This is a genomic window from Pseudomonas sp. P1_C12 (assembly GCF_056406435.1).
In genome coordinates this window covers 43623-62716 of record NZ_JBFUAE010000012.1, presented here as the reverse complement: position 1 = coordinate 62716, position 19094 = coordinate 43623, and the positions used below count along the sequence as shown (strand labels likewise).

17 protein-coding genes and 1 pseudogene are annotated in these 19094 nt (G+C 54.0%); 10 read left to right on the top strand and 8 right to left on the bottom strand.

Annotated features, from left to right (window positions below; translation table 11 throughout):
* Positions 1-45: 45 nt before the first annotated feature.
* The 3 genes from AC1D19_RS20285 to AC1D19_RS20275 all read left to right on the top strand — a co-directional run bounded on the left by AC1D19_RS20285 (position 46) and on the right by AC1D19_RS20275 (position 2873).
* Positions 46-972 (top strand): ABC transporter substrate-binding protein, encoded by a 927-nt coding sequence (locus AC1D19_RS20285; protein ID WP_477755565.1) that lies wholly within the window; start codon positions 46-48, stop codon positions 970-972.
* 212 nt (positions 973-1184) lie between these two features.
* Positions 1185-1844 (top strand): nucleoside triphosphate hydrolase, encoded by a 660-nt coding sequence (locus AC1D19_RS20280; protein WP_477764323.1) that lies wholly within the window; start codon positions 1185-1187, stop codon positions 1842-1844.
* Positions 1845-1934: 90 nt separating this feature from the next.
* A complete protein-coding gene (locus tag AC1D19_RS20275; RefSeq protein ID WP_477764322.1) occupies positions 1935-2873 on the top strand; it encodes a carbohydrate kinase family protein in 939 nt (312 codons plus the stop codon).
* Between the two features lie 337 nt (positions 2874-3210).
* Here AC1D19_RS20275 and AC1D19_RS20270 read toward each other — a convergent pair whose 3' ends face one another.
* The 4 genes from AC1D19_RS20270 to AC1D19_RS20255 form a co-directional block, all read right to left on the bottom strand.
* Positions 3211-4254, bottom strand: a complete 1044-nt coding sequence (locus tag AC1D19_RS20270; RefSeq protein WP_477764321.1) for an NADP-dependent oxidoreductase — start codon at positions 4252-4254, stop codon at positions 3211-3213.
* A 45-nt stretch (positions 4255-4299) separates the two neighbouring features.
* Positions 4300-5169 (bottom strand): alpha/beta fold hydrolase, encoded by an 870-nt coding sequence (locus AC1D19_RS20265; protein WP_477764320.1) that lies wholly within the window; start codon positions 5167-5169, stop codon positions 4300-4302.
* Between the two features lie 96 nt (positions 5170-5265).
* On the bottom strand, positions 5266-6054 hold the full coding sequence (locus AC1D19_RS20260) for an SDR family NAD(P)-dependent oxidoreductase (protein WP_477764319.1): 789 nt from the start codon (positions 6052-6054) through the stop codon (positions 5266-5268).
* Between the two features lie 74 nt (positions 6055-6128).
* Complete coding sequence (locus AC1D19_RS20255) at positions 6129-7229, bottom strand: alkene reductase (protein WP_477755571.1); 1101 nt, start codon at positions 7227-7229, stop codon at positions 6129-6131.
* 168 nt (positions 7230-7397) lie between these two features.
* On the opposite strand from AC1D19_RS20255, the gene AC1D19_RS20250 reads away from it, so the two are divergent.
* Positions 7398-7997: a TetR/AcrR family transcriptional regulator gene (locus AC1D19_RS20250; protein WP_477764318.1), complete on the top strand. Its 600-nt coding sequence runs from the start codon at positions 7398-7400 to the stop codon at positions 7995-7997.
* Between the two features lie 63 nt (positions 7998-8060).
* Positions 8061-8153, top strand: a pseudogene (locus AC1D19_RS20245) (transcriptional regulator); the annotation flags it as partial.
* Positions 8154-8317: 164 nt separating this feature from the next.
* On the opposite strand, the gene AC1D19_RS20240 reads toward AC1D19_RS20245, so the two are convergent.
* From AC1D19_RS20240 to AC1D19_RS20230, 3 genes are all read right to left on the bottom strand, one after another.
* Complete coding sequence (locus AC1D19_RS20240) at positions 8318-8812, bottom strand: MaoC/PaaZ C-terminal domain-containing protein (protein WP_477760303.1); 495 nt, start codon at positions 8810-8812, stop codon at positions 8318-8320.
* Positions 8813-9078: 266 nt separating this feature from the next.
* The gene (locus AC1D19_RS20235; RefSeq protein WP_477764317.1) at positions 9079-10269 is read right to left on the bottom strand and encodes an acetyl-CoA C-acyltransferase; all 1191 of its coding nucleotides are present in this window, start codon (positions 10267-10269) and stop codon (positions 9079-9081) included.
* 60 nt (positions 10270-10329) lie between these two features.
* The gene (locus tag AC1D19_RS20230; protein ID WP_477764316.1) at positions 10330-11097 is read right to left on the bottom strand and encodes a 3-hydroxyacyl-CoA dehydrogenase; all 768 of its coding nucleotides are present in this window, start codon (positions 11095-11097) and stop codon (positions 10330-10332) included.
* Between the two features lie 351 nt (positions 11098-11448).
* On the opposite strand from AC1D19_RS20230, the gene AC1D19_RS20225 reads away from it, so the two are divergent.
* The 5 genes from AC1D19_RS20225 (at position 11449) to AC1D19_RS20205 (ending at position 18165) form a co-directional block, all read left to right on the top strand.
* The gene (locus AC1D19_RS20225; protein WP_477764315.1) at positions 11449-12474 is read left to right on the top strand and encodes an AraC family transcriptional regulator; all 1026 of its coding nucleotides are present in this window, start codon (positions 11449-11451) and stop codon (positions 12472-12474) included.
* Positions 12475-12811: 337 nt separating this feature from the next.
* Positions 12812-14155, top strand: coding sequence for an MFS transporter (locus AC1D19_RS20220; protein ID WP_477764314.1), 1344 nt, complete (start codon positions 12812-12814; stop codon positions 14153-14155).
* Between the two features lie 45 nt (positions 14156-14200).
* On the top strand, positions 14201-14947 hold the full coding sequence (locus AC1D19_RS20215) for a nitroreductase (protein ID WP_477764313.1): 747 nt from the start codon (positions 14201-14203) through the stop codon (positions 14945-14947).
* A complete protein-coding gene (locus tag AC1D19_RS20210) occupies positions 14944-16596 on the top strand; it encodes an AMP-binding protein (RefSeq protein ID WP_477764312.1) in 1653 nt (550 codons plus the stop codon). The genes AC1D19_RS20215 and AC1D19_RS20210 overlap by 4 nt, the downstream gene beginning before the upstream one ends.
* A gap of 261 nt (positions 16597-16857) precedes the next feature.
* A complete protein-coding gene (locus AC1D19_RS20205; protein WP_477764311.1) occupies positions 16858-18165 on the top strand; it encodes an OprD family porin in 1308 nt (435 codons plus the stop codon).
* A gap of 267 nt (positions 18166-18432) precedes the next feature.
* On the opposite strand, the gene AC1D19_RS20200 is transcribed toward AC1D19_RS20205, so the two are convergent.
* Positions 18433-18972 (bottom strand): TetR/AcrR family transcriptional regulator, encoded by a 540-nt coding sequence (locus tag AC1D19_RS20200; protein ID WP_477764310.1) that lies wholly within the window; start codon positions 18970-18972, stop codon positions 18433-18435.
* Positions 18973-19094 lie beyond the last annotated feature (122 nt).

The window sequence follows — 19094 nt, the reverse complement described above, 5'->3', positions numbered from 1 at the left end:
CTCTATAAAACTCCTCTAATACTCCAACAATAAGAGACTGTGCTCATGAAAAAAACAATATTGGCCGCTGCTTGTGCACTCCTGGCATTTAATACCGCTCAAGCGCAAGAATTGAAATCCGTCGGGATAACCGTTGGCTCGCTGGGAAATCCGTATTTCGTAGCGATGGTAAATGGCGCCAAAGCGCAGGCATTGCAGATCAACCCCGCCGCAAAATTCACCTCAGTTTCGGCCGACTACGATCTAAACAAGCAGTTCACCCAGATCGATAACTTCATTTCGGCGGGCGTAAACCTGATTCTTGTCAATGCCGTCGACCCTGTAGCGATTGCACCTGCGATTGCCAAAGCCAGAAAGGCCGGCATAGTGGTTGTGGGGGTTGATGTCATGGTGCAGGGTGCCAACGCCACGGTACAGACAGATAACGTTGAAGCCGGCAAGATAGTCTGTCAGTACATTGCCGAGCAGCTTGGTGGCAAGGGTAACGTTATTATCCAGAATGGTACGCAGACTTCAGCAGTCCTGGATCGTGTCAATGGGTGTAAGAGTGTTTTCGCACAGGCACCTGACATTAAGGTACTGTCTGATAATCAGGATGCCAAAGGCTCGCGAGAAGGTGGCTACAGCGTGATGCAAGGCGACCTGACTCGCTTTGCAAAAATCGATGCGGTGTTCGCTATCAATGATCCCCAAGCCATAGGTGCAGACCTGGCAGCAAAACAACTCAAGCGTAAAGGCATCATTATCGCATCGGTGGATGGGGCTCCCGATATAGAGACAGCACTCAAAAGCGATACACAGATCCAGGCTTCTGCCTCTCAGTCCCCTTGGGGCCAGGCACAACAGGCCGTAACGATGGGTAACGACCTGCTGAATGGCAAATCCTTGGAAAGCACAACGGTACTGCTTCAACCCTCACTTGTAACCCGAACTAATGTTATGGAGTACAAAGGCTGGCAAGCTGACCAATGACTCATATGCGGCTTAGTCAGGTGGCATAGGGGTATCTAGCCACATCTGGAATGCGGGTAATGGCTGCTGCGAGGTACTCGCAGTAGCCGAACAGTCATTGGCCTCTTAGAGGTTTGCTGATCCTGTTGTCATTATGTATCCATGAGTATTGTTCAAGCTTCACGTATCTCGGTATGGGGGGCTGAGCGACGCTTGCTGACGAGAAACCTGGCATGTTTTCCAACGCAAACACAATAGTAAGCATAGAGCTACTTGACTACGTCACGTCTCTGTCTGGTAATCGAATTGTCGTTGCGCTAGCGGGGCCGCCTGGTGCAGGCAAGTCCACCGTCTCTGAGGCCTTGGTAGAGGCCCTTAATAGTATTATGCCGGGGAGTGCAGCGGTCATTCCCGGGGATGGCTTTCACTATGATGACGCGGTTCTTGGATCCTTGAACCTTTTAGATCGTAAGGGTTCCCCCGATACATTCGATGTGGGTGGCTTCAGGAGTCTGCTGCTGCGGCTTCGTGCGAACAACGAACCAACGGTTGCCGTTCCAGTATTCGATCGTAACCTGGAGATATCCCGTGCCGCAGGACGATTGGTTTCCTCTGACGTGAAATATCTCATCGTAGAAGGAAACTACCTTCTATTGAATCTTGCCCCATGGTCGTCCTTAAGGGACTGTTTTGACACCACCATTATGCTGCAGGTTGACCGTAAAACCCTGGAGACGCGACTGCTTGATCGATGGCGATCATTCGGGTTCGATGAGTCTACTTCCTATGAAAAAGTTCGTTGCAACGACCTTCCGAATGCCGAACTTGTGATTTCGGCCAGCAGTAGAGCTGACTTCACGATCACAGATGAAGAACCCACTTCTTCTCCTTGAGCGAGAGTGTCGCAGCTAGCGTGGCTGCCTATCAACAGGCCTATTGACGCTATCAACAACCTGTAGCGAACTTTTAAAGAGCAAACGACTATGTATCTGGTATGTGGCGAAGCGCTGTTCGATTTTTTTAGTGAAAACGACCCCGGAGCTCAAGCTTCAAAAATAAACTACAAGGCCATTGCCGGCGGTTCACCGTTCAACGTCGCCGTCGGGCTGCGGCGCCTGGGTATCGACGTGGCGCTGTTTGCCGGGTTGTCCACCGACTACCTGGGCCGGCGTTTACAGCAAGTATTGCAGGAGGAGGGCGTGCGCCTGGACTACCTTCAGGACTTCGACGCACCGACCACCCTTGCCATGGTCGCCGTTGGTGCCGATGGCTCGCCGCATTACAGCTTTCGCGGCGAAGGCTGCGCTGATCGTCAGCTGTTGCCGGGGCATTTGCCTGAGTTGGGCGCTGAGGTGCGAGGGCTGCATATCGGCTCGTTCTCGTTGGTGGTGCAGCCGATTGCCGATACCCTGCTGGCTCTGGTCTGCCAGGAAAGTGGCAAACGCCTGATCAGTCTTGACCCCAATGTGCGACTCAACCCAGAGCCGAATATCGAATTGTGGCGCGAACGTATCGGCGCTCTGGTCGAACATGCCGATCTGATCAAGGTCAGTGACGAAGACCTGAACCTACTCTACCCCGAGCGTGATCCGCAGAGCGTGATCGAGGGCTGGCTGGAACACCGCTGCCAACTGGTATTCCTCACCCGTGGCGGTCAGGGCGCGACAGTTTTCAGCCGCCGCCATGGCACTTGGTCGGTGCCGGCCCGTGCCGTGGTGATGGTCGATACCGTGGGCGCCGGCGATACCTTCCAGGCGGCATTGATCGCTTGGCTGACCGAGCAGCAGCTGGATTCGGTGGAGGGCTTGCAACGCTTGGGCCGTGAACAGATCGACGCAATGCTCGACTTTGCCGTCAGCGCCGCGGCCCTGACCTGCGGTAAAAACGGGCCGGACTTACCTTTTCGGCATCAGTTGGATTGATATCTGGTCAGGATTGTGTCGTCGGCACTGCAGTCTACGTGGGTCAGTCGGGCCGACGACGCTTCAAGCTTCCAGTCGCGCTGGCTCCTCTTGAGATAGATACGCCAACAATTGAGCCTCGATTGATCTACCCAGTGGAGTCACCGGGTTCAAATGCGAGCATGCATTGAAGGCGTTTGAGAGGACATGTGCGTAACGACTGGACTGTGACTCCAGGCTACCCCTGCTTGAAAAATGGAAAGCAGAATACGGCTTCGCGACCGTCGAGTCCTGGCTGACCAAGTGAATTTGGATTGAGTACAAAAGGGCCAGAGAAGGGCCCTTTTTTGCTCGGTTTTCAGCCCGTTTGCGCCGTCGGCAATACTCCTGGCGATAGCGAACTTCCCGTGAGCTTAATGATTACCTTACCTTTGGATCGTCCTTGTTCGACATAGCTCAAAGCATCCGCTGTTGACTCGAAAGGGAAGGATCGGTCGACCACCGGTTTGATAATGCCGGACTCGACGAGAGCAGTGATTTCACCCAGTTGAGCACCGCTCGCGCGCATAAAAACGAACGCATAGCTGACATCCTTCTTGCGAGCTTTTCTGCGGATACCGCTGCTCAACAAACGCATCACCCAACCCAATCCCCAGAACAGTTTTTGCTCTTCAGCGAATTGCGGCGTCGGCGGCCCCGAGATGGAAATGAGCTGGCCACCAGGCTTCAAAATGCTGAGCGACTTTTCCAGTTCATCCGCGCCCAAGCTGTTCAATACGACATCGTAGTCCTGCAAAACGCTTTCGAAGTTTCGCTTCTTGTAGTCGATGACGACGTCCGCTCCCAGCGCTTTAACCCATTCAACATTGTTTGTGCTGGTGGTTGTCGCAACGAAGGCGCCCAGATGCTTGGCGAGCTGGATGGCGATGGTGCCAACACCGCCGGAACCGGCGTGAATAAAGACCTTCTGCCCTTTTTGCAACCTGGCGGTTTCAACCAACACCTGCCAGGCCGTCAGAGCGACCAGGGGGAGGGAGGCAGCTTCTTCCATGCTGATATTTTCGGGTTTCAACGCGAGTGCATTTTCTTCCACCGCAATAAGCTCGGCGAAAGTGCCTATGCGCTCTTGAGGAGGGCGCGCGTAGACTTCGTCACCTGGCTTGAAGCGCCGCACAGCTGAGCCCACGCCAACCACCACCCCAGCCAGGTCATTGCCCAATATCAACGGGAATGAGTACGGCAAGATCAGTTTGAATTCGCCTGTACTGATCTTTGAATCAAGCACGTTGACGCTTGTGGCATGCACTTGAACCAGGACGTCATGTGCACCCACCTCAGGTGCGGGCACCTCGGCGAAACGGCCATTATTTTTGCCGTAACGCTCGATTAGAAATGCCTTCATGTTGATTCAACTCTCATAGTTTCAAAGGGGAATGGCAGAACACGCTCAGGCATCCAGGAATGCCGTTGCTTTCGCCACGAAGTCGGCATGATGTTGGAAAATTCCGCCATGCCCTGCGTCTTCGTAAATGATCAGTTGTGAATTCGGGATCCGGTTTGCCAAGTCGGTAGAGTTCATCGTGGGCACCATGATGTCGTTGTCTCCGTTCGCGATCAGCGTCGGTATCTGTATGCGACTGAGATTTTGTGGGGGTTGTCTGCCCCATGCGTGAATGGCTTTCAACTGCCGCCAAAAAGCGATTGGCGTTGGATTTTTGTCTCGATCTTTCCTGCGCTCCTTCAGGCGATTCAGAAAATCCTTGGCGGCTCGCCGGCCATTGACCGTAGAGGTGAAGAATAGGTAGGTCTTCGGATCGCGCAACGTCAGCAAACCTTTAAGCATCAATGGCCATGACACTGACCAGACCTTGTCGATGTCACTACCGCCAGCAGGCCCCGTACCGGTCAGAATCAGTCTGCGCACCAGGTCAGGGGCGCTCAGAGCAATTTCCTGGGCCACGAATCCTCCGAGTGAAAAACCCAGCAGGTCGACCTTTTTAAACCCCAGTGCACGAATCACAGCGATGGCATCGTTTGCCATTTCGCTGACCGTCGCAGGGGCGGTGCCATCTGAGGCGCCGATTCCCCGATAGTCAGTGGCGATGATGCGTCTGGTGCTTGCGAGCCCATCCATGATCCGTGGGTCGAAGTTGTCCAGCACTGCGCCCCAATGGTTAAGCAGAACGAGCGGCAACTCACCCTTGGGGCCTATGTCACGGTAAGCGAACGCTGTTCCTTCGACCTTGATCCATTGGTTCGCTGCATTGACGAACGGCGTGCGCGATCCGGGATGAAGTTTTGTGTCTTGAATATTCATGTTGGCCCCGTGATGCGGGTCGAAAAGCTGCAAGTGAGACTGTGTTGCAGGCGCTTTTAAATCGAGTGCTGCGCACCAGCGCCTGCTGCACGATGATTACGCCTTGGCTTGATAACGCTCGGCGACATCGGATTGCCTGATCTGCGACAGCAAGCCCTGACGTGCACCCTGCAAGGCATCCCAACGTGCGGCGTCCTGCAAGGGTGGAATGGTCACGGGCTCGCGACGATCAAAACCGACCAGCGCCGCATCGACCAGATCACCCACTTCCATGATGTCACTGAGGGTATTGATATCGACGCCCGCTCGCTCCCAGATTTCGGTGCGAGTGGCTGCCGGCAGAACGGCTTGCACGTAGACGCCTTTGGGCGTCAGCTCCAGGCTCATACCTTGAGAGAGAAACAGTACAAACGCCTTGGTCGCGCCGTAGACCGTCATCCCGAACTCCGGTGCCAGGCCAACGACCGAGCCTATGTTGATAATCGCTCCGTCCCCGGCTAGGGCCAGGCGTGGGGCGATGGCGCTGGCAAGCCGTACCAGTGCGGTAGTGTTGAGCGTAACCAACTGAGCAACGCTGTCGGTGGATTGTTCGATAAAGCTGCCGGATTGTGCGGCGCCTGCATTGTTCACCAGGATGCCGATACTGGCGTCGTCGCGCAGGCGAGCCTCGACCGTAGTCAAATCGCTGATTTGGGTCAGGTCAGCCTGGAGAACATCAATGGTGATGTTGTGTTTCTCACGCAGCCGGGCTGCAAGAGCATCCAGCCGCCCTTTGTCGCGGGCAACCAGTACGAGGTCGTGCCCGCGCTGTGCAAAGCGCTCGGCATAGGTGGCGCCGATGCCAGTGGAGGCGCCGGTAATGAGAACGGTGGTAGGGATGCTCATGAATTGATCCTCGGTTTCGGATATCGATAGGCGAATCGTGCGCGGTGTCCGGAGGACGTGCACGGACGTGATTCTTAGCCGTGCCGGGTACTGGACTCGGCAAGGGTTGGGTAGTCGATGTAGCCTTCTGCACCGCCGCCATACAGGGTCGCAGGATCGAATGTCGACAAAGAGGCAGCGGTTTTAAGGCGCTCCACCAAGTCCGGGTTACCTATGAAGGGACGTCCAAAGGCGATCAAGTCAGCCTTGTCATCGTTGAGTTGAGAGGTGGCCAGATTCACGTCGTAGCCATTGTTCGCGATGTAAGTGTTTTTGAAGCGTTGGCGCAAAGAACCAAAGTCGAAGGGCGCAACATCGCGCGGCCCGCCAGTCGCGCCTTCGACCACATGGAGGTACACAATGCCCAAGGCATCGAGTTGGTCGACAATGTAGTCAAACTGGGCCTGCGGTTCGCTGCTGGAGACACCATTGGCTGGCGAAACTGGCGATATACGGATGCCTGTGCGTCCGGCACCGACCTCGGCTACTACCGCCGCCGTCACTTCCAGCAGTAGGCGAGCGCGGTTTTCAATCGAGCCACCGTAGGCATCGGTGCGGATATTGGCACCGTCCTTGACGAACTGATCCAGCAAATAGCCGTTTGCGCCGTGGATCTCTACGCCATCGAATCCCGCAGCGATGGCATTTGCCGCCGCTTGGCGAAAATCATTAACGATCCCGGGAAGCTCGCTGATATCAAGCGCTCGCGGCTCTGAAACGTCCACGAAGCTATTATTGACGAACACCTTGGTCGCAGGACGCAGAGCGGAGGGTGCTACCGGAGCGGCACCGTTCTCCTGCAGGTCAACGTGCGATACACGTCCGACATGCCACAGTTGCAGGAAAATTCGTCCGCCTTTTGCGTGGACGGCATCGGTGACCTTACGCCAGCCATCAATCTGCGCCTGCGTGTAGATACCGGGCGTGTCCTGGTAGCCCTGTCCCTGCTGCGAGATCTGCGAGGCTTCGGAGATCAACAGGCCTGTAGAGGCTCTCTGGCTGTAATAGGTTGCAGCGAACTCGCTCGGGACGAGGCCTTCTGCCGCACGGTTACGCGTCAGCGGAGCCATCACGATTCTGTTGGAAAGTGTCAGCGAGCCGAGCGTGTACGGCTCAAATAACGTCTTATCGTTCATATCGTTTCCATACTCGTTGATTAATGAAAGGCGACATGCGCCGTGCCAGGGAAGATTCGCGTTGGCGCATTTATGATGTCGATCATGCTCAAAACTGTCAATGCTTTTGATTATGATCGACATCAGAGTATGATGGAGGCATTGCTTTGAGATGCAGAGGCGCAGGAAATGAAGATCACCAAGGCGCAATCACTCGCCAATAGAGCTCACATCGTTGAGACGGCTTCAGAGCTGTTTCGCGAGCGTGGCTACGATGGCGTGGGGGTGGCTGAACTCATGGCAGCAGCCGGATTTACGCAAGGCGGTTTCTACAAGCACTTCGGCTCCAAGGCCGATTTGATGGCTGAAGCGGCAGCGAACAGCCTTTCGCATTCGCTGACCAGTTCCGAAGGTCTCGAGGTTGCTGAGTTCATCGATCTGTATGTGTCGAGGGATCACCGAGACGGCAGGGGCAGTGGTTGCACCATGGCGGCCCTTTGTGGAGACGCTGCGCGTCAATCAGATGAGTTGAAGGCCACCTTTGCCAGCGGGGTAGAAAGCACGCTGGCAGCGCTCGAAGAAAAGTACAAGGCCAGGCAAGAGGCGCCGCAGGATGGGGTACGGGCAAAAATGATCGACATGCTGGCGCATGCAATCGGTGCAGTCATGTTGTCGCGCGCCTGCCCAGATGATTCTTCTCTGGCTGATGAAATACTCGAGGTTTGCCACGCTGAGATAATTGCGTCATTGCCGTTGTCGCCAGTCAGTGAGCCGCAGGGGAACACGTAGATGGACGCTTTCTGGCAGATCTTGAACATTTGGCCGGGCATTGAAGGTGTTGCGAGAGATGTTGTCGTTGAGACAATGGACGGGGATCACCGAACCTTGAAAGAGTGGAAAGCGACATATGGCTCCGACACCGTCGAGTCTTGGCTGACCAAGTGAGTTTGGTTTGAGTACAAAAAAGGCCCGATAAGGGCCTCCTTGTATCTCATTCGAGAGAGGCGGGTGTTCTTCTCGGCGCAGAGATCAAGCATCTCCTGGGTCTCTTGAGTAACGCCTGGCTGGCGCTACCATGCGCTTCCGGCCAAAAGAGGGCCACACGAGTATCAATGCTGGCCAACGCTTCCAGGTACAGACCCACCCTGACCGCTCCTGCGTAGTATCAATACTGTCACCTCATAAACAAGGACGGTTTTTCCCCCCGTCGTAGCGACGTCGACTTTAAACACAACCCACCCTCGTTCATGGTTTCCCGCGTGGATGAGTGATCGAACGACTTGAGCTGAGAGCTTGAGAATGTCTCCTGGCACTACTGGAGCAACCATCCTGAAACCATCGATCTTCCCACCCGCCACGACATTTGATTGAAGCAGTAGGGCATCACACATCAACCGCTGCGAGATACCGAAGGTTTGTACCCCGCTGGCACAGTGCACCCCAAGCGGACTCGAACGGGCAAGGTCAGGATCTATATGAATATCGAGAGGATCGTACTCGGCAGCAAAGGCGATAATTTGTTCCGTTGTGATAGGAACTGATTGCTTGGCTGTCCAAGTTCTACCTGGGGTGAGGTCTTCCCAATACAGTTCTTTCTCTGCCACGGTATCTCCTGGGTTCTGCAGCGTTAAACTCGCGACACTGACGCTCAAAACTTAGCTGCGCGTTTCTCCACAAATGCTCGCATCCCTTCTTTCTGGCCAGGCGTTGCGTGGATCGCATTCAGCGCGTCTGGGCGGTTAAGCGAGATCAAGCCAGCCCCTTCGACATGATCAACTTTTAGGGGCCGGTAGTTCACAGACAAATTCTTTGCGCAAAAAAAGATTTCCGAGGCGCAGCGGGAGACTTGTTACAGCCAGTCAACGCTCCTCTATGAGAGGAGTTCGATAGCAATCGCGGTCGACTCGCCGCCACCAATGCAAACAGAAGCGATGCCACGCTTTAGCGTGTTCTGCCTCAAGGCATTTACCAACGTAACAACAACACGCGCGCCTGACGCGCCAATCGGGTGCCCCAAAGCGCATGCCCCACCGTGGACATTTAATTGCTCATGTCCGACGTTCAAGTCTCGGATAACAACCATGGGCACCACGGCAAAGGCCTCATTGATCTCAAAGAGATCAACATCCTGCATTGACCAGTTGGTTCGCTCTAGCAAGCGTTTAATCGCACCGACCGGAGCGGAGGCAAAGAGGCCGGGAGCGTGCGCATAGGATGCATGACCTGCTATCCGGGCCAACGGTGTAAGGCCTCTACGCTCAGCTTCAGACAGGCGCATCAGCACGAGGGCAGCCGAGCCATCCGAAATAGAACTGGAGTTCGCCGCAGTCACCGTCCCGCCTTCGCGAAACGCAGGTTTCAACGTAGGAATTTTGTCGATCCGGGCCTTACCCGGCTGTTCATCGCTTTCAATCGAAACCGTCTCACGGCCAGAGGAAGCCAGCACAGGGACAATCTCGTCCTGGAAACGCCCTTCGGTAATTGCCTTCTGAGCTCGGGTCAACGAGCTGATCGCGAACTGATCCTGTTGGTCTCGAGTGAATCCATAACTCTGAGCACAGTCTTCGGCGTATGTGCCCATGAGCCGGCCTTTCTCGTAGGCATCTTCCAACCCATCGAGAAACATATGATCAATGATCTTGCTGTGGCCCATTCGATAGCCTGAGCGAGCTCGCTCCAACAGGTAGGGAGCGTTTGACATGCTTTCCATACCTCCGGCAACCACCACCTCCGCGCTCCCGGCATGGAGAAGGTCGTGGCCGAACATCAGCGCTTTCATGCCAGAGCCGCACATCTTGTTGACTGTTGAGCACACCACTTGCTCCGGAAGATTCGCCAACAGGGCAGCTTGGCGAGCCGGAGCCTGGCCTTGCCCAGCTTGTAGCACGCATCCCATGATGACCTCGCCAATGTCACTGGGCTGCAGGCTGGCTCGTTCCACGGCGGCACGAATTGCAACCGCACCCAGCTGCGCAGCGGTGACTTCCTTGAAGTTCCCAAGAAAGCCTCCTAACGGAGTTCGGGCAGCACTGACAATGACGATAGGGTCGGTATGGCTCATAACTGAATCCTCTGTTTCATGTTGGGGGGCTTGTGCCCGATCACAGACCTTTAGCTCGAGCTATTTCGCGGCCATTCTCAAAGCACCATCCAAACGAATCACCTCACCATTGAGCATGGCGTTTTCGATGATGTGCGCTGCCAACGCCGCGTACTCGGAGGGCCGTCCCAGCCGTGGAGGGAACGGCACATTGGCTGCCAATGATGCCTGCACGTCCTGAGGCATACCCGCCATCATCGGGGTCTCAAATATTCCGGGTGCAATGCACATAACACGGATGCCTGAACGAGCCAGGTCGCGTGCCAAGGGCAATGTCATGGCAGCCACTCCACCTTTGGACGCGGCGTAAGCGGCTTGGCCCGTCTGACCGTCAAAAGCTGCGACAGAGGCCGTATTTATGACTACGCCGCGCTCACCTTCTTCATCGGGCTCTCCTCCCGCCATAGCCTCAGCAGCAAGGCGAACCATGTTGAAGCTACCGATCAAATTGATTTCGATAGTTCGGCGAAAACTCTCAAGCCCATGTGCGCCATTACGGCCTAAAACCCGTTCGGCTGGAGCAACCCCCGCGCAGTTGATCACCCCATGCAACGCGCCAAAGACGCCTACTGCAGAGGCAATTGTTGTACGGCAATCACTTTCACTGGTGATGTCTGCTCGCACGAAAATCGCACGTTTTCCTAGCTCGTCAGCGCGAGCTACACCAGCGGCTTCGTTCACATCGACCAGCACCACGTTTGCACCCCGGTCCACCAACTCACGCGCCGAAGCCAGCCCGAGTCCAGAACCTGCGCCAGTAATCAGGAAGACTGAGTTTTCGATGCGCATGATGTTTCCTCACAAATTGGCAGTGCCGCATAGCCGGCCGCCGGTTTACTTCAGGTGTAAGCCACGCTGGAGATTCTTAAACGGATATTGTCGGTGATCAGTGGCCCCGACAATGCTCAAACGCCTCAGCTTGGTTGAATGCTTTGGATAATCGAGGCCAGGCATCGAGGGCTAGAAGGAGGGGTTGCAAATGGGCTCCCTGCTAACAAAACCTTCGGGTTGACATGCAATGCTGTGAAGCTGGAACGTAGATAAATAATTCAGGCTCGTCAGGTTGCTCAAAGCAGAGACCTGCCGAAGAGATTTGAGAATCAGCATAAAGTCAGATTTCAACTGCGCAGAGGAATAAGCATGCTCATCCAGGACAAGGGAACTACTTCAATTGGATTGGTGCATGAAGCCCTCGATGGCGCATTGCGACGCCAACTGGACACATCCATCGCATTGCAGCAAGCACGCATTGATCCGGAACTCCTTACGTCTCCCCAAGCCAGGGTTTCGGCTGCTGCATTTTCTCGCCTGTGGGTCGCTCTTTCAGATCTACTCGACGATGAGTTTTTCGGAATCGATAGCCATCCAATGCGACGAGGTAGCTTCCGATTGATGTGCCAGGCTTCGATTGACTGCGAGTCGTTAGAGCAAGCGTTGCGGCGGATTCTGAAATTTCTACGCCTCGTATTGGACGATATTCACGGTGAGCTGAGGCTTGAAGACGACTCCGCCGTCATCGTTATCCATGACAAAGGAATTGAGCGCCGCCTCTTTAGCTACGGAACATGGCTGATCTTGGTACATGGATTGCTCTGCTGGCTGGGCAACAGACGCATTCCGATAAAGGAACTCTGCTTTAGACCGAATCGACCGCTCGACGATAGCGACTATCGGATGCGCTTTTGTGAAGAAATTCAGTTTGGCGCTCCAGTTACGATGATTCGTTTTGACCGTATTTTTCTAAGCCTCAAGGTCGTGCAAAACAAGGCGAGCCTATCGACGTTCTTGAAAGAGTCGCCTGCTAGTCTGTTGGTAAAATATCGTAACGAGGACAGCATCAGCGCCCAAATCCGAATGAGATTGAGAGACCTGAATCCAGAGGAATGGCCAGAGCTGGATAAGGTGGCAAAAGTGCTCGGCATGTCATATTCGACGCTTCAGCGAAGGCTCCAAGCCGAGGGGGTGAGCTATCAGCGTTTGAAAGACAATCTGCGCCGCGACATGGCGATAAACCTGCTGTGCCAGCCAAATATGACAGTAACCGAAGTAGCTGCTCGCACAGGCTTCCAAGAAAGCAGTGCATTTCACCGTGCCTTCAAGAAGTGGACGGGAGTGAGCCCTGGCGCATATCGCCGCTCCAATGCTGAAGAACCGGGCGAAAGCTAAAAGCCTTTCTTCCGGAACAAAAGAACTACTTCCCCCGCTAGATTACGTACTGAGATCTGCAACTCGTTTCACCCGCCAAAATGCCGATGGAAATCTCTTCCCCAAGATCATATTGGTCGTTTCTGGCCTGCTATGGGTGTCCAAATCGGTCAAGCAGAACGATGTCGTAGGGCATAGGCCGCAGCAAACCCAACTCCTACGATGCGACGCAGGTAGCCCAAGCGTCGCATCTCAAGCAGACCACCGAGTCTTCAACCGGTGCGTCCCCCCTCGATATGCCTCCAAGACCGGGTGCCTGGCACTTCACAAACAAAAACAAGATCGAAGGAGACGCGATATGCAGCCGGTAAACGTTTATGCACTTGCGGTTGAATCGAAGTTCACTCGCTTCCATGGGCTCATTCTATTTTGGTGTGTCCTCATTCTGATAATCGATGGCTATGACCTCGCTGTAGTCGGTGCAGCCCTTCCGGCGATCATGAAGGACATGAACATTGATCCAACCAGCGCCGGCATCATGGCTGGTTCTGCGCTCTTCGGAACGATGCTCGGAGCGATATTTCTTGGAACGCTAGCTGACCGTATTGGGCGTCCCAGGATGATCGCAATCTGTGTGGCCTTGTTCAGTATTTTCACTGCTGGGGCTGGTCTCACCAGTGACCCGATTAGCTTCAGCATTTCTCGCTTCATCGCGGGCCTTGGCATCGGCGGAGTACTGCCAATTTGTACCGCTCAGATGGGTGAATTTTCTCCACTCAAATTCCGTACTCGCCTGGTGACCCTCGTTTTCGCGGGGTACTCCGTGGGCGGTATTTTGGTTGCACTCACTGGCAAGCAACTCATTGAGAGTCATGGATGGCAGTGGGTGTTTTACGTAGCGCTGCTGCCAGTGCTTCTGATTCCTATGATCCTGAAGACCATGCCTGAGTCCATAGGCTACCTGCTTAAAACCGGACGTCAGGATGAGCTACGGGCTATCGCTCGCAAGATAGACCCTGCGCTCATTATCGACGAAAACACTGTGATGACCGGAAACGCCACAGTATTGGAAAACCAGGAAGCGCCAGTTCGTAACTTGTTCCAGGATGGTCGAGGCTTTAGCACCGTAATGATTTGGGCTGCGTTCATGACCGGCCTCTTCATGGTGTACGCCCTTAACTCCTGGTTGACCAAGCTTATGGCGATGGCTGGGTTCAGTCTTGGCTCCGCGTTGAACTTTGTGATTGTTTTCAATGTGGGGGCCATCGCCGGTGCAATTGGCGGAGGATGGTTGAGCGACAAACTAAACATCAAACACGTACTGGTCTGCTTTTATATCGTAGGAGCAATTGCTCTAACAATTTTGGGTTATACGCGCTCAACAACTTTGCTATTTCCAGTGGTGTTCACTGTCGGGGCATCGACTCTTGGTACCCAGCTGTTGGCATATGCGTACGCTGGGGATTTCTACCCGTCATCGATTCGTTCAACCGGCGTTGGCTTCGCGTCTGGTGTAGGAAGAATTGGCGCTATCGTCGCACCTATCCTCATCGGCTGGCTGGTATCACTAAACCTTCCGCTTGAGAAAAACTTCATGGCTATCAGCCTTGCTGGTCTTATTGGCGCTGCCGCAGTCACCATGATTAACCAGTCGCGCGCAGACTCTACTCAAGTCAGAAAGGCCCCAGCCCTGTCTAGCTAATACCGTGATGCCTCCGCCTGTAACTGAATCCGTGGACTCTAACGCATGAAAATGAATCGCTTATCCCAACCGCCAGTATCGTCTGAACTGCTTAGCCAAACGGTTGATTGGGCGATAGCTTCACGACGCAGCATTCGGGCTTTTTTGCCCACTCCTGTGCCACGCGAAGAAATTGAATCGATCCTTGATATCGCTCGATTCTGCGCAACGGGAGTGAACATGCAGCCTTGGCGCGTCCATGTTGTCACTGGAGAAGCAAAGACTCAGCTTTCATGCGCCATCGCGGAAATTGACGACAATCCGTCACTCAGCAACAACCTTGAAGACGCATACGAATATTACCCACGCGAATGGACTTCGCCATACGTGGATCGGAGAAGGAAAGTAGGTTGGGAACTCTATGGATTGCTGGGAATTGCAAAGGGTGACAAGCAGCGGATGCATGCGCAACACGGTCGCAATTACCATTTTTTTGATGCACCAGTCGGCTTGATCTTTACCATTGATCGAGTGTTAAAGGAGGGGAGTCTCCTTGACTACGGAATGTTTCTGCAGGCCGTGATGGTTGCGGCGCGAGGAAGGAAGTTGCACACCTGCCCACAAGCAGCCTTTTTGAAATATCACCACGTTATTTCGGAGGTCCTTGCTATCTCCGCTGACCAGATGCTGGTTTGCGGAATGAGTCTTGGATACGCCGACGAGACCAGTATTGAGAACACCTTGGTTACTGATCGGGAGCCGGTGAGCGCGTTTTCCACTTTTCATCACAATAATAAGGAGACAACACCATGAAACCTGGTGCTTATGAGAATGGGCTTGATCACTGCAAGGCAAACTATTTGCCCCTGACTCCACTTGGTTTTCTAGATCGCGCAGCACTTGTGCACCCGGATCGGATAGCTGTAGTTCATGGTGAACTACGCAGAACCTGGAGTGAAACTCGCGAACGGTGCTATCGCCTAGCCTCAGCACTTTCCGAAAAAGGCATGGGTTCGGGAGACACCGTTTCAATTCTGTCCCCCAATACCCCTGCCATGCTCGAGGCGCATTTTGGGATACCCCTCTGCGGCGCGGTACTGAATACAGTTAACTACCGCCTGGATGCTGAAGGAGTGGCATTCATACTTCGTCATGGGGAATGCAAGCTCCTCTTGGTGGATCGAGAGTTTGCTGCACTGGCTGATGCCGCTCTTGGACTCCTTGAGCACCGCCCTATGGTCATCGACATCAATGATCACCTGGCGCCCATTTGCAAAAGCATTGGAGACATCGATTACGAAACGTTCATCGGCAGCGGTAATCCTGATTTCGAGGGCGTATGGCCCAGTGACGAGTGGCAGCCGATAGCGCTCAACTACACCTCAGGTACAACCGGCGATCCAAAGGGTGTCGTCGCCAGCCATCGCGGCACATACCTCATGAGTATGCTGCAGATGACTAACTGGCCGCTTTCTCGGGCTCCTCGTTACCTGTGGACACTACCTATGTTCCACGCTAACGGATGGTGTTTTGCGTGGGCTATCACTGCGGCGGCCGGCACGCACGTGTGCCTGAGAAAAGTTTCCGCAGAGACGGTGTTTGAGTCGATAGATAACTATGGTGTCGACCACTTCTGTGCGGCGCCTATTGTTATGGCCATGATTGCGAACGCCGCAGACCGTCCTCCGCTTAAAACTCCGGTTCGAGTGCTGACTGCTGGTTCCCCACCTCCGGCCACCGTACTCAACGCCGTAGTCTCACGAGGCTTCGACGTTGACCACGTTTATGGGATTACTGAAGTTTCCGGCACCCCGATTAGCTGCGTATGGCAAGACGGCTGGGACGATTTAACACCGAGTGAGCAAGGCGCTTTCCGTGTACGCCAAGGGGCTCGTGCGGCAGCCTTCGAAGGCTTGATGGTCGCTGACTCCGAAACTATGCAGCCAGTACCAAAAGACGGCCAAACAACTGGTGAGCTGCTGCTCAAGGGCAACACCGTGATGATGGGTTATCTGAAGAATGAAGGCGCAACCCGAAAAGCCTTTGAAGGCGGCTGGTTTCATACTGGTGATGTAGCAGTTGTGCACCCCAACGGTTATGTACAAATTACCGACCGTTGCAAGGATGTCATTATTTCAGGAGGGGAGAATATCTCGTCCGTAGAGATCGAAGAAACCATCCATTGTCATCCTGCTGTTTTACATGCCGCAGTCGTCGCTCAGCCTGATGACAAATGGGGGGAAGTTCCTTGCGCGTTTGTCGAACTAAAAAGTGGTATTGAACCTCCCACCGAGGCAGAAATAATTGTGTTCTGCCAGGCCCGTCTTGCTCGATTCAAATGCCCTCGCAGAGTGATCTTTACGGAGTTGCCAAAAACTGCGACTGGGAAAATCCAGAAGTTTTTACTTCGAGAGCAAGCAGGCAGTCGCGATGCAATTGTCCGTTTAGCTTCAAATTACTAAGGCGTGTTCAGCTCACCCCTAGGATAGCTGAAATGTTTGGTGGGGAAGTTTGCCTGGATAAAAAAATACCCGCCAATCCATCTGGAGTCAGAAAGCTGGATTACACCAGTAGATGCGATGGAGGGCATTCCCATTGCGCATATTCAGTTGATGCATTCGCGTGAGCGAACTCTGCGTTGGGTTCGTGTGTGTTGCGTTGGCTTGGAAGATTTCCTTGTTGCTTCTGTTACTTACAAATATAAAAAAATCGGAGCGTTATAAGTGAACGTAAAGAAAATTTCTGCAACTTTGGTGTTTGGCAGCATTGCCCTGAGTGGCCAGGCGTTTGCTGAATTCCTAAGTGATAGCAAAGCTACCTTGGGAATGAGGAACTTCTACTTCAATAACGACAACCGTGATGGCACCGCTGCCCCTTCGAAAACCGAAGAGTGGGCGCAGGGTTTCATGTTGGACTTCAAGTCGGGATATACCGATGGTAGCGTTGGTTTTGGTGTTGATACCCTGGGGTTGCTGGGCATTACCCTGGACACTGGCAAGGGACGACACGTCGGCAGCTCTATGATTCCCTCGGACAGTGACAACCGCGCCGTCGACGAGTGGAGCCGGCTGGGGCTGACCGGAAAAGTCAAAATGTCGAAGACCGAACTGCGCTACGGCACCTTGACTCCGAAACTTCCGATTCTGGTCGCCAACGATGGACGGGTGCTTCCACAAACCTTCGAGGGCGGCCAGATCACCTCGAGCGAGTTCAAGGATCTGACCCTGACGGGTGGGCGAATTGAACATGCAACGGGTCGCGGTTCAACGGATCAGACGGGGCTGGCCGCTATGGGCGGTACGCGTGAAAGCAACCAGTTCGACTTCGTCGGGGGGGACTGGAAAGTCACCAAGGATCTGACGGCTCAGTACTACTATGCCCATCTCGAGAACTACTATAACCAGCAGTTTTTCGGACTGATTCACACGCTTGCGTTCTCGGACAACCAATCCCTGAAAACCGACCTGCGCTACTTCAAAACTGACTCGTCAGGTGAAAACAGCTCCGGCACATCGGGTTACAGAATCAGTGGCTACACCAAAAACGGTGATGGCGTGATCGACAACCGTCTCTGGAGCGCTGCATTGATATACACCCTTGGCGGCCATGCGATAACTGCGGGCTACCAAAGCGTTTCGGACGGTAGCAGCTTCACCCAGCTCAACCAAGGTAGCTTGGTAGATAAAGGCGCCGGAGGCAGCAGCTTGTACCTGTATACAGATCGTCTGATCCAGAGCTTCACCCGCGCAGGGGAGCGTACATCATTCGGTCAGTACGCCTATGACTTTGCCGCCCTGGGTGTCCCTGGCCTGAAAGCCTCGGTCGTGTACGTCTCCGGGGACAATATCAAGACGAGATCCGGCGACAATCAGAAAGAATGGGAAAGGGATATCTTTCTGGACTACGTCCTTCAGTCGGGCGCGCTCAAAGGTGTTGGCTTCGGCTGGCGTAACGGTAAATCCAATAGCGAAGCCGCCCGTGATCAAGATCAGAACCGGGTGTTTGTAAGCTACAGCATTCCACTTCTCTAAGGGCGCAGCATAAACGTATCGCGCTCATTTCGAGAGTTCTGAGCTGGTCGATTTGCCTCTGCGCTGACACGTCCTGTTGACGCCGGCGCCGAATTGACCCACGAGCTGAAGCAAGACTTACCCACCTCTAAATCTGCACAAATCCCGCATAGGCAATGGTTCGAGAGGAACAGACTGGGTCAGTGACATCTCGGCAACTGGGTCAATTCGGCATCGGTGCCAACAATCAGGGCTCTTGCGGGCGAAATACATGCTTCTGGGCGCTAACTAAATGGCGAGCGACAGCTTACAGCTGTCCAGGATTTCGTCGGCTAGCAGCGCATCATCTGGGCAGGCCCGCGACAGTACAATGGCTCCGACCGCTTGTGCCAACAATGAAACTGCCTTGGCACGGGCTTCCTTTTGCTCGTCAGCGGATAGCCCGGAACTCAAGCCTGATATTAGCTTCTCTATGCCAGTCTCAAATACGGACTTGATATCTCTATGTTGACGAGCAGCATCGCCACCGAGCGCAGCGATCGCGCACCCTTGGCCGACTGAATCACGGTGAGCACGGGAAACGTAGTAATTGATGAAGTCACTCGCATTGGCTTCAGCAGTCATTTGGGAAAGAGCGAACGACGTAGCTTCGATCATCAGTGACGACTTTGAGCTGAATTGGTTGTAAAACCCTCCATGAGTGAGTCCGATCCCCGCCATCAATTCCTTAACCCCGATACCGTCATAGCCGCGCTCGCGGAACAGCACTGAAGCTGATTCAACAACGCGTACCCGATTTGTCCGCGCCTGTGCTTTGCTGGTTCTCATTTTCAGACCTCATTTGACTATCTTATTAATTAGCGGAGTTGGGACAAGGGTGACTAAAATCAAAACACTCTTAGTCAGCAAGAATAACGATGGCATCATTCAAGCTGCCACGCCAAAGGGAC

Bases quoted from the DNA above. Each gene is read 5' to 3' on its own strand.
- AC1D19_RS20225 (WP_477764315.1), top strand. From the start codon at position 11,449: ATGCTCATCCAGGACAAGGGAACTACTTCAATTGGATTGGTGCATGAA.
- AC1D19_RS20235 (WP_477764317.1), bottom strand. From the start codon at position 10,269: ATGAGCCATACCGACCCTATCGTCATTGTCAGTGCTGCCCGAACTCCG.
- AC1D19_RS20265 (WP_477764320.1), bottom strand. From the start codon at position 5,169: ATGAATATTCAAGACACAAAACTTCATCCCGGATCGCGCACGCCGTTC.
- AC1D19_RS20250 (WP_477764318.1), top strand. From the start codon at position 7,398: ATGAAGATCACCAAGGCGCAATCACTCGCCAATAGAGCTCACATCGTT.
- AC1D19_RS20230 (WP_477764316.1), bottom strand. From the start codon at position 11,097: ATGCGCATCGAAAACTCAGTCTTCCTGATTACTGGCGCAGGTTCTGGA.
- AC1D19_RS20260 (WP_477764319.1), bottom strand. From the start codon at position 6,054: ATGAGCATCCCTACCACCGTTCTCATTACCGGCGCCTCCACTGGCATC.
- AC1D19_RS20285 (WP_477755565.1), top strand. From the start codon at position 46: ATGAAAAAAACAATATTGGCCGCTGCTTGTGCACTCCTGGCATTTAAT.
- AC1D19_RS20270 (WP_477764321.1), bottom strand. From the start codon at position 4,254: ATGAAGGCATTTCTAATCGAGCGTTACGGCAAAAATAATGGCCGTTTC.
- AC1D19_RS20280 (WP_477764323.1), top strand. From the start codon at position 1,185: ATGTTTTCCAACGCAAACACAATAGTAAGCATAGAGCTACTTGACTAC.
- AC1D19_RS20215 (WP_477764313.1), top strand. From the start codon at position 14,201: ATGAAAATGAATCGCTTATCCCAACCGCCAGTATCGTCTGAACTGCTT.
- AC1D19_RS20200 (WP_477764310.1), bottom strand. From the start codon at position 18,972: ATGAGAACCAGCAAAGCACAGGCGCGGACAAATCGGGTACGCGTTGTT.
- AC1D19_RS20220 (WP_477764314.1), top strand. From the start codon at position 12,812: ATGCAGCCGGTAAACGTTTATGCACTTGCGGTTGAATCGAAGTTCACT.
- AC1D19_RS20275 (WP_477764322.1), top strand. From the start codon at position 1,935: ATGTATCTGGTATGTGGCGAAGCGCTGTTCGATTTTTTTAGTGAAAAC.
- AC1D19_RS20210 (WP_477764312.1), top strand. From the start codon at position 14,944: ATGAAACCTGGTGCTTATGAGAATGGGCTTGATCACTGCAAGGCAAAC.
- AC1D19_RS20255 (WP_477755571.1), bottom strand. From the start codon at position 7,229: ATGAACGATAAGACGTTATTTGAGCCGTACACGCTCGGCTCGCTGACA.